Raw genomic sequence first — 7,747 nt, 5'->3', positions numbered from 1 at the left:
CCCAGCAGCGCCAGCAGGGCGTGCCAGGCCCCCAGGGCCTACCCCAGCAGCGCCAACAGGGCATGCCAGGCCCACAGAGCGCACCCCAGCAGCGCCAACAGGGCGTGCCAGGTCCCCAGGGCGCACCCCAGCAGGGCGTCCCCGGACCGCGCTTCCAGCAGGGCGTGCCAGGTCCCCAGGGCCTACACCAGCAGCGCCAGCAGGGCGTGCCAGGCCCACAGGGCCAACCCCAGCAGCGCCAGCAGGGCGTGCCAGGCCCACAGGGCCAACCCCAGCAGCGCCAACAGGGCGCACCCCAGCAGCGCCAGCAGGGCGTGCCAGGTCCCCAGGGCCTACACCAGCAGCGCCAACAGGGCGTGCCAGGCCCACAGGGCCAACCCCAGCAGCGCCAGCAGGGCGCGCCAGGCCCACAGAGCGCACCCCAGCAGCGCCAGCAGGAGCAGGTCACCACCCGGGACACGCCTGCGAAGAAGACGCGGCACATGCCCTCCGCGAAGCCGGCACCAACGGTGTCCTCCGATCCCTATAACGCCACAGGTACCAAGCCGACGTTCGATAGTTCCGACGACGCTTCCTCCGATAAGACGGACAAGAAGAAGCAAAAGTCCAGTTCCGGTAAGGGCTGGCTCATCGGCACGGCAGCAGCATGGATCGCGGTCATCGCTCTTGCCGTGACCTCCATCTACGTGGGAACGATGTTCAAGAGTGCCCGCACCGACCTCGCTCAGGCCGAATCCGAGCACAGCACCGCGCAGAGCGAGCTCGACCAGGCGAACTCTGATCTACAGCAGGCGAACAAGGACCTCGAGGAGGCACAGAAGTGAGCAGCACAACGTCGCAGGCGCATTCGACCTCACGCGTTTTTAAAATTCTCACGATTGTCGGGGTGGCCTTGGCCATCTGCCTGATGATCACGTCAGGCTTGCTCGGGTATGGAACCTACGCGGCGTCGAACAAGGCGACGCAGACGCGCGCCGACACGGAGTCTTTACACGCCCAGAAGAAGACCACCGAGACTGAGACAGCAACCGTACGTACGCAGGTGACTGCTGCGAAGAACTCTTCGGCGGCCACGACATGGTGCGACGGCTTAACCTCCGACCAATCAGACATCGCGATGCTCGACAATAAGAGCCTGGAGCTGAAGAACAAGTCCCAGAGTGAGCTTGATGCCATCGCAGCGCAGTGCCCAGCAAAGAAGGCTTTCATCGAAGCCTTCCGCGACGCGCCCTCGAATCTTTTCCTTGGCAAGGTGACTGATTGCACGCCAACAGACAACGGTTTGACAATGTCGGGTTCTCTGACCCTGAATGGAGACTCTTTGACAAGCGTGGGAGACCTCCAGGTCACTCTCAATCTCTTTGTCACTGCTTCGACACCGACGAGTTCCGACAAACCTCTTGGGACGACTACGCTCACGATTTCGGGCGGGTCGGGCACATTCAGCCAAACGCTGCCCGATCCCGGCATCTCGAGCGGTCACTGCAACGCCGTTGCGACAAATGTGTGGCCGGTGGGACTCTGATTCCATCGTTGCCCGCTAGTCGCAGGGCAGCTAGACTTCCTGACCAGGTATTCGACTTGTTGTAACCCGAGAGAGAGTAACGATGAGTGTGCCCGTGCAAGGCTGGTATCCCGACCCCACCGGCGCCACACAGCTTCGGTGGTGGGACGGGAGTTCCTGGACCGACGTCACGACGCCCAACGCGGCGCGAGCGAGCGATGCCAACACACCTGAAGTCTGCGTGCCGGGCGAGGCCATGGTCTCGTCGCGTGGGAATAGTCAGATTCCGCTCCCGGGACACGCGCCCGACAACCCCTCACCCTGGGAGGATGCCCCGGCCTCGTCAACGACTTCGAGGACCCCTAAGCCCGGCGATCACGGACCCGCACGATCAGGAACGCTCCGTTGGACGCTCGCGTGCGTCGCCTCGTGGATGCTCGTTGCTACCTTCGTCGGTGTCCTCATCTTCGCGTGGTCACACTTGGGTGCGTCCGGTGCGATCTATGACGACGCGAAGGAGCATGCACGAAGCGCGCAACAGGAACGCGACTCCGCCCAGTCCACACTCGATGACATTAACCGCCAGATCGAGGAGGCCGAGAAGTGAGTACTGTTCCCGTTCCTGTGCGAGCAGCGACCGTCGCCGGCACGATCCTCGCCGTCATCTTCATCACCTTGTCCGCTGTCGTTGGTGGCGTGAACGTGTGGCGGACACGCTCCGCGGCAACCTACGAGGCCGAGGCCAGCCAGGCCGTATCCGAGAAGGCCGCCATCGACCAGCAGATTATTGAGGCCCAGGCCCACCTCGAGGCCGCTAACGCCCACAGAGACGCCGCCGCATGGTGCGCGTCGGTCACACGCGACAAGGCGGGTTCGATGCGCGATGTCGTCAAGTCCTATGATTCGGCGACACAAGCCGTTAAGGAGGCCATCCACGCCCAATGCGCCGACAAGGAGTCCCTAGCCAACGCGCAGCGCACACTGTCGGACTCTGACTTTTCTATTGCGATCGGGACATGCACGACCGACCAAGTCACGACGACGATGAGCGGCACGTTGACGATGACACAGTCGAGTTCCGTCGCATCCTTCGGTGACCTTGATGTCACGATTATCGGGTACACGGTTGACAAGGACGCGTCTTTTAACCCTTCCTCCCCCTACCAGGGGTCCACGACCGCGACACTGACACCCGGGACGCCTCTCACCTTCACTGTGTCGGTACCCTATGATCCGCAGATGTCCGCCACATCCGAGTGTGGCGCGACCATGACCTCGTGGTGGCCCTCAAGCATGTAGTGCACCGCGTGGCCTGTCCTCACACCGATCACTGCCATGCCATATGGCATTGCTGCACTCATTGCGTGAGTTGACGATCACACACGTGTGCCACGAAAGACACCACTGACCCTTCATTTAATTTTAACTTTTCATAGAATTTACGGGACACAGTGAAAGGAGCTTCCTCGTGAGCAACCCTATCCCTGGCTGGTACCCAGACCCAGCCGGTTCCCCCCAGCTGCGCTGGTGGGACGGCGGCCAGTGGACCGACCAATTCCAGCCTGATCCCGGCGCACAAGCACCCAGCTCTGCTCCCGGCGGCTTTCCCGGCGACGCTGGTTCCCAGAAGAACGGCAACGCTGGCACCGCCCAGGGCTACTCCCCCATGGCATCTAGCGCGCCCTCCGGCTATCCCGGCAACGTGGGAGCACAGGGCTACGGAGCTTCCGCAACGAACTCTGCCTCCGGCAACTCCGGCACCGCCCAGGGCCACTCCCCCATGGCATCTAGCGCGCCCTCCGGCTATCCCGGCAACGTGGGAGCCCAGGGCTACGGAGCTTCCGCAACGAACTCTGCCTCCGGCAACGCTGGACCCAGGGGCACCTTCAACGCAAGCACCGCGACCAACAGATACCCCTTAGGCACTCGGCCCAACGCTCCCGCCAAGCCCTCCGGTCCCAAGACGACGACCGGTCAGATCATCACCTCCATCGTGCTGGTCTGCCTGACCCTCGCTTTTGGCGTCGGCGCGCTCATCGGCACGAAGAGCTACGTATCCCACAACAAGGAATACAAGCAGGCTCAGCAGGAGCTGAACCAGGCGAAGGAAGATCTTCAATCGATCCAGGAGTCAAGCAAGTGAGTACAAGCGTCACCCCTGCGCCTACGGCCCCCAAGAAGAACCCGACCATGACCATGGTCAACCGCATTCTGCTCGTCCTCGCGATCCTCGTCGGGGTCGCAGCCGCGGTCATGATTACCCTCAGCGTTATGCGTTCCGTCGCCACCGAGAACACGCGCAAGGAGACGGAATCGACGCGCCAGCAGGCAGCGGACCTGTACGCCACCAACTGGTGCAACCAGATCACCGCTGATAACGCCTCGAACATTTCTTCGCGCTACGCCGACTACAGTTCGGCCGATCAGATGAAGTCAGCCGCCATCGACAGTCGTTGCCCCAAGCGCGTTGAGGTCGCGCAGGTGGTCAGCACCTTTAGCGCGAGTGACGATTTTAAGATCAGCGACAAGTCGTGCACGATGAACGCGGATGGCAAGTCCGTCTCCTGCGCCGCGGAGGTCACGGTCACTGACTCTGATCTGGTCGCCAAGCTCCCCGATTTCTCCTCCGTCGACGTGACACTCAAGATGACCTACTCGGATAGCGGCCTGTCGTTCATGCCCCCGAAGCACACCGAAAACAACGTCGCAATCGTCAAGGTCGATTCGGACGGCAAGGGCACAGCCGTGTTCCAGGCCCCCTACGATTCGTCGTGGGGCGATTACTACAGTTTCGCGGTCACCTCGTTCTTCCCGAACGAGTAGGCCCGCAGCTTTCACCACTGGTCCCGTCGTCCCATGGGCGGCGGGACCAGTCGTTGTGCCTGACGCGTCGAAGCCACCGCGCCCCGACCGATTGCCTTGCCGATCGGGTCAGTGGTGTTCGTGGGAGTCGTAGCCGCGCAGACGGTCCAGCTCCCGCCGTTCCTTCTTGGTGGGTCTCCCACTGCCCTTCTCGCGCACCGCGATGGGTATATGGACGCGTGGCCGCTCGGCCGTGCGATCGTCGTAGGCCATGCGGGCCTGTGGGTAGGACACGCGTTTGTTCAACGGTAAGACAACGCCAAGGATCCGGTCGAAACCTTCAACGCGCAGGCGCACCTCGTCACCCACGCGTACCTTGTGGGCAGCCTTCACCGGTTCGCCGTTGACCCGTACGTGACCAGAACGCACTGCGGCGGTCGCCTGTGAGCGAGACTTCAGCTGGCGGATCGCCCACAGCCACGTGTCAACGCGCACGCAGGACGAGGCCAGGGCGCCTGGCGGAATCACGACCGTCTCGGGTACGTCACTCATGAGCGGGCTTAGTTGATGCGGCGGATTCGATGCTGCTGACGTGGCGTCAGAACAATTGCGACGAGCGCACACAGGAGAGGCATACCGACGAGCATACCGACGAGGGCCCCCCACGGGATGACCGGCGTGAGGGTCACCAGGGTCCGGAAGATGCCCGAGCGGGCGAAGGTGACGACCGCGAGAACGCCGACGATGAGGCCTGAAAGAACCGCGGTGGGGATCGCGTTGAGGGCCAGGACGACGCCCTGCCAGGTCGTAACGTGGCGGCGCATGGCGGGGGCGGCGCCGATCGCGTCGAGGGTGTCGAGGTCTGGGCGCATGTCGGAGGCCGAGAGAGCCACGACGAGCGCGACCGTGGCCGCCGCGGCGACGATCGCGATCAGGGCCGCGACGTAGGGCAAGACGATGGATCGCATGGTCGGGGTGATGACTTGGGCGCTGGCCCCTGGTACCTGCCGGGCAATAGTCGCTTGGAAGGTGGGCGCATCCACCGAGTTAACAGGATTGTCCACCGTCAGGAGTTCGCCCAGAGGAACGCTGTCAAGACCGAGGGTCGTCGCTGCGGCGGGTGAGAGAACCATGACATTGACGCGTGTGAGCGGCGACGCCGCGAAGGATTGGGAAGCCATCACTTGCGCGTTCGGCAAGGCATCGTCCGATGCTCCGGCTGCCTTCGCCACCGCAATGTCTTTCATGTCGAGACTGCGCAGCTCGGCCTGCCCCGCGCCGTTGATCCATGCCGGATCAGGAACGAGCACGCCGCCCGCATTCAAGGTTGCAATTGCGCGGACCATGTCGTCTTCGTTGGTGAAGTAGCCTGCTTGGCGCAAATAGGTGCCGTCGTCGACAATGTATGCAACATCGAGCTCAGCCATTTGCCCCACGGCGGCCAACTGCGTGAGCGTTGAGTGATCGGCGGGCACGATGGCCTCAACCATGGTTTCGGGACCGCCGGGTCCGCTGTTCCATGCGATGCCGTAAAGGGTGGCCTTGGACACGACCGTGCGCTCGTTGCCGACTGCGTCAGTCGCTGACTTCATGAGGGCACGGGAACGGGTCACTGAATCGGTCTTATCGATCGCTGAGACGAAGATCTGTCCGCGCTGGCCCACGTGTGGGCGCGAGTTCCATCCCGCCTCGTTCGACGAGGACAGGGTGATGAGCAGCGCACATGCAACAAACACGGTCGTGAGGATCGAAGCCATGGCCGGGAACGTTCGGTGGCCGTTTCGAACTGCGTCACGCAGCGCTAGGCGCATACTCATGGACGCCCGACGGTTTGGTACACGCCAGCGTGTGAAGACGTACGGGATCGACCCGATGAGGCCAACTTCGAGGAGGGCAACTCCGAGGACGAGGGTGAACACCGAACCAAACCAGGCGGCGACGGCTAGCAGGGGGATGCCGGATAGGAGCAAGACCGGGTAGATCATGCGGCGACGCACGAGCCGTGAGGGCTCCCACACGCGTCCTCCGATCACAGCGGAGGTATCGATATGGGAGGAGGTGTGTGCCGGTGATACCGAGGCCATGAGGGACAGGAGGATCGGCAGGGTAACGGACAAGGCGAGCGGCCAGAAGGGAAGGATACCGATGCCGAGGCCTGACCATAGCCCAATGCCGACCATCAGCCCTGCGGAGAGCATCACCGAGAACGCGGCTGAATAGATACCGATGACGATGCCGTGCGCGACGGTGAGTCGGCGCCCATCTGAACGGTCGCCACCGTTGGCGACGATCATGGCGGCCGTGCGCATGACGGAGCGTTGAGCAACCGTGTAGAGGGGGGAGATGAGCAGGATCATCTCGGTGACGATGAGCAGGACGCCGGCGATTCCGAGCAGGTACTGCCAGGGACTTGAGCTCCGCGATGACTGTGGGACCTCGTATTGGGCGATCAGTGCGGGCAGAGCCGATGCGTCCGGTGGACTAGCGAGCACTTGGCGGGAGACGACTGAGAACCCTGATTTGTTGAGCGTGCGAACGTCGTCCCACGTGACGGGAACGGGTCCCGTCACGTACCAGGCTGTCTGCGTTCGCCCCGCGACCGCGAGGCGATCAATGTCGAGCGTTCCGTCGCCGATGATGGCGCACCCGCTGCCAGCGATAACCGCGTCGATAACGGCGTTTCCTTCGAGGGCTTGCGTCGTTCGATCTTTCGCGACCGTGAGCGAGAGGGCGACCGTATCGCCGGTGGTTACGCCAAGGGCGCGTGCGACATCGTCAGAAATAACAGCGTGATTAGTTTCGAGGACTCCGTGTCTGTGTCCCGCTTGGACGCGAGGCGCGTCCAGGGAGGCGGTCTGTATGCCCGAATCGACCGTGTAGCCTGTTCCACCGGGTGCCGTCAGGTGAAGCTGATAGAGGGTGTCAACCGCCACGAGCTGGTCGCCCGGAGGGACCCAATCGGCGAGGGTCTGCATCGTGACGTCGACTTCCTCGTCCGAGGCTGTCTTGGAGAGGCGGTCTGCTGTGAAGTCCTGGTCGAGGGCGGTCGAGGAACGACGGAGGGTGACGGCCTGAACATCGGAGGTGTGGCCCAGCCAGGACGACGCCTGGTAGCGCTGGGAGGTCGTCACATCCCAGAACGTGAGGGAACCGATCGCAACGACGATCGGCAGGGAAATCAGAATGACTGCCGTGAGGGTGCGCCCCAGGCTATGGCGCGCATCGCGTGAGGCGATGCGGAGTACTACTCCCCATCGCCTCATCCGTATCCTGAGTCGGCTCATTAGTTCCTTGGTGCTGTGTCTGCCAGCAGGTCCCTCAACGAGTCTGCGCGCGAACGATCAACGATGCGACCATCTCGCAGGAAGACTGTGCGGTCTGCCCACGCGGCCATTCTGGCCTCATGAGTCACGAGGATACCGGCTGCGCCCGCATCTATGT

At 63.0% G+C, this 7,747-nt stretch carries 8 protein-coding genes and 1 pseudogene; 6 read left to right on the top strand and 3 right to left on the bottom strand.

What is annotated here, in order from left to right; all coding sequences use genetic code 11:
• From RYL44_RS09545 to RYL44_RS09520, 6 genes are all read left to right on the top strand, one after another.
• Positions 1-824 (top strand): hypothetical protein (locus tag RYL44_RS09545; RefSeq protein ID WP_314975827.1); only part of this gene is annotated, 824 nt, incomplete at its 5' end.
• Positions 821-1,525 (top strand): hypothetical protein, encoded by a 705-nt coding sequence (locus RYL44_RS09540; RefSeq protein ID WP_314975826.1) that lies wholly within the window; start codon positions 821-823, stop codon positions 1,523-1,525. The genes RYL44_RS09545 and RYL44_RS09540, both read left to right, overlap by 4 nt.
• A gap of 82 nt (positions 1,526-1,607) precedes the next feature.
• A complete protein-coding gene (locus tag RYL44_RS09535) occupies positions 1,608-2,111 on the top strand; it encodes a DUF2510 domain-containing protein (RefSeq protein WP_314975825.1) in 504 nt (167 codons plus the stop codon).
• A complete protein-coding gene (locus RYL44_RS09530) occupies positions 2,108-2,803 on the top strand; it encodes a hypothetical protein (protein ID WP_314975824.1) in 696 nt (231 codons plus the stop codon). The genes RYL44_RS09535 and RYL44_RS09530 overlap by 4 nt, the downstream gene beginning before the upstream one ends.
• A 169-nt stretch (positions 2,804-2,972) precedes the next feature.
• The gene (locus tag RYL44_RS09525; RefSeq protein ID WP_314975823.1) at positions 2,973-3,647 is read left to right on the top strand and encodes a DUF2510 domain-containing protein; all 675 of its coding nucleotides are present in this window, start codon (positions 2,973-2,975) and stop codon (positions 3,645-3,647) included.
• Positions 3,644-4,327, top strand: a complete 684-nt coding sequence (locus RYL44_RS09520; RefSeq protein WP_314975822.1) for a hypothetical protein — start codon at positions 3,644-3,646, stop codon at positions 4,325-4,327. The genes RYL44_RS09525 and RYL44_RS09520 overlap by 4 nt, the downstream gene beginning before the upstream one ends.
• A 108-nt stretch (positions 4,328-4,435) precedes the next feature.
• Here the strand turns inward: RYL44_RS09520 and RYL44_RS09515 are convergent, their stop codons facing one another.
• The 3 genes and pseudogenes from RYL44_RS09515 to RYL44_RS09505 form a co-directional block, all read right to left on the bottom strand.
• Positions 4,436-4,858, bottom strand: coding sequence for an RNA-binding S4 domain-containing protein (locus RYL44_RS09515; protein WP_314975821.1), 423 nt, complete (start codon positions 4,856-4,858; stop codon positions 4,436-4,438).
• Positions 4,859-4,866: 8 nt separating this feature from the next.
• A complete protein-coding gene (locus RYL44_RS09510; protein WP_314975820.1) occupies positions 4,867-7,569 on the bottom strand; it encodes an ABC transporter permease family protein in 2,703 nt (900 codons plus the stop codon).
• A 20-nt stretch (positions 7,570-7,589) separates the two neighbouring features.
• Positions 7,590-7,747: pseudogene (locus RYL44_RS09505) on the bottom strand (ABC transporter ATP-binding protein); the annotation flags it as partial.

The sequence above is a fragment of the Actinomyces bouchesdurhonensis genome, from assembly GCF_963540955.1.
GTDB classification, from domain to species: Bacteria; Actinomycetota; Actinomycetes; order Actinomycetales; family Actinomycetaceae; genus Pauljensenia; species Pauljensenia bouchesdurhonensis.
Note: the sequence above shows the minus strand (reverse complement) of the source record. Positions and strands in the feature narration are given on the sequence as shown.

What these genes read in the sequence shown, in the direction of transcription:
- RYL44_RS09535 (WP_314975825.1), top strand. Translation starts at nt 1,608, where the DNA reads ATGAGTGTGCCCGTGCAAGGCTGGTATCCCGACCCCACCGGCGCCACA.
- RYL44_RS09515 (WP_314975821.1), bottom strand. Translation starts at nt 4,858, where the DNA reads ATGAGTGACGTACCCGAGACGGTCGTGATTCCGCCAGGCGCCCTGGCC.
- RYL44_RS09510 (WP_314975820.1), bottom strand. Translation starts at nt 7,569, where the DNA reads ATGAGGCGATGGGGAGTAGTACTCCGCATCGCCTCACGCGATGCGCGC.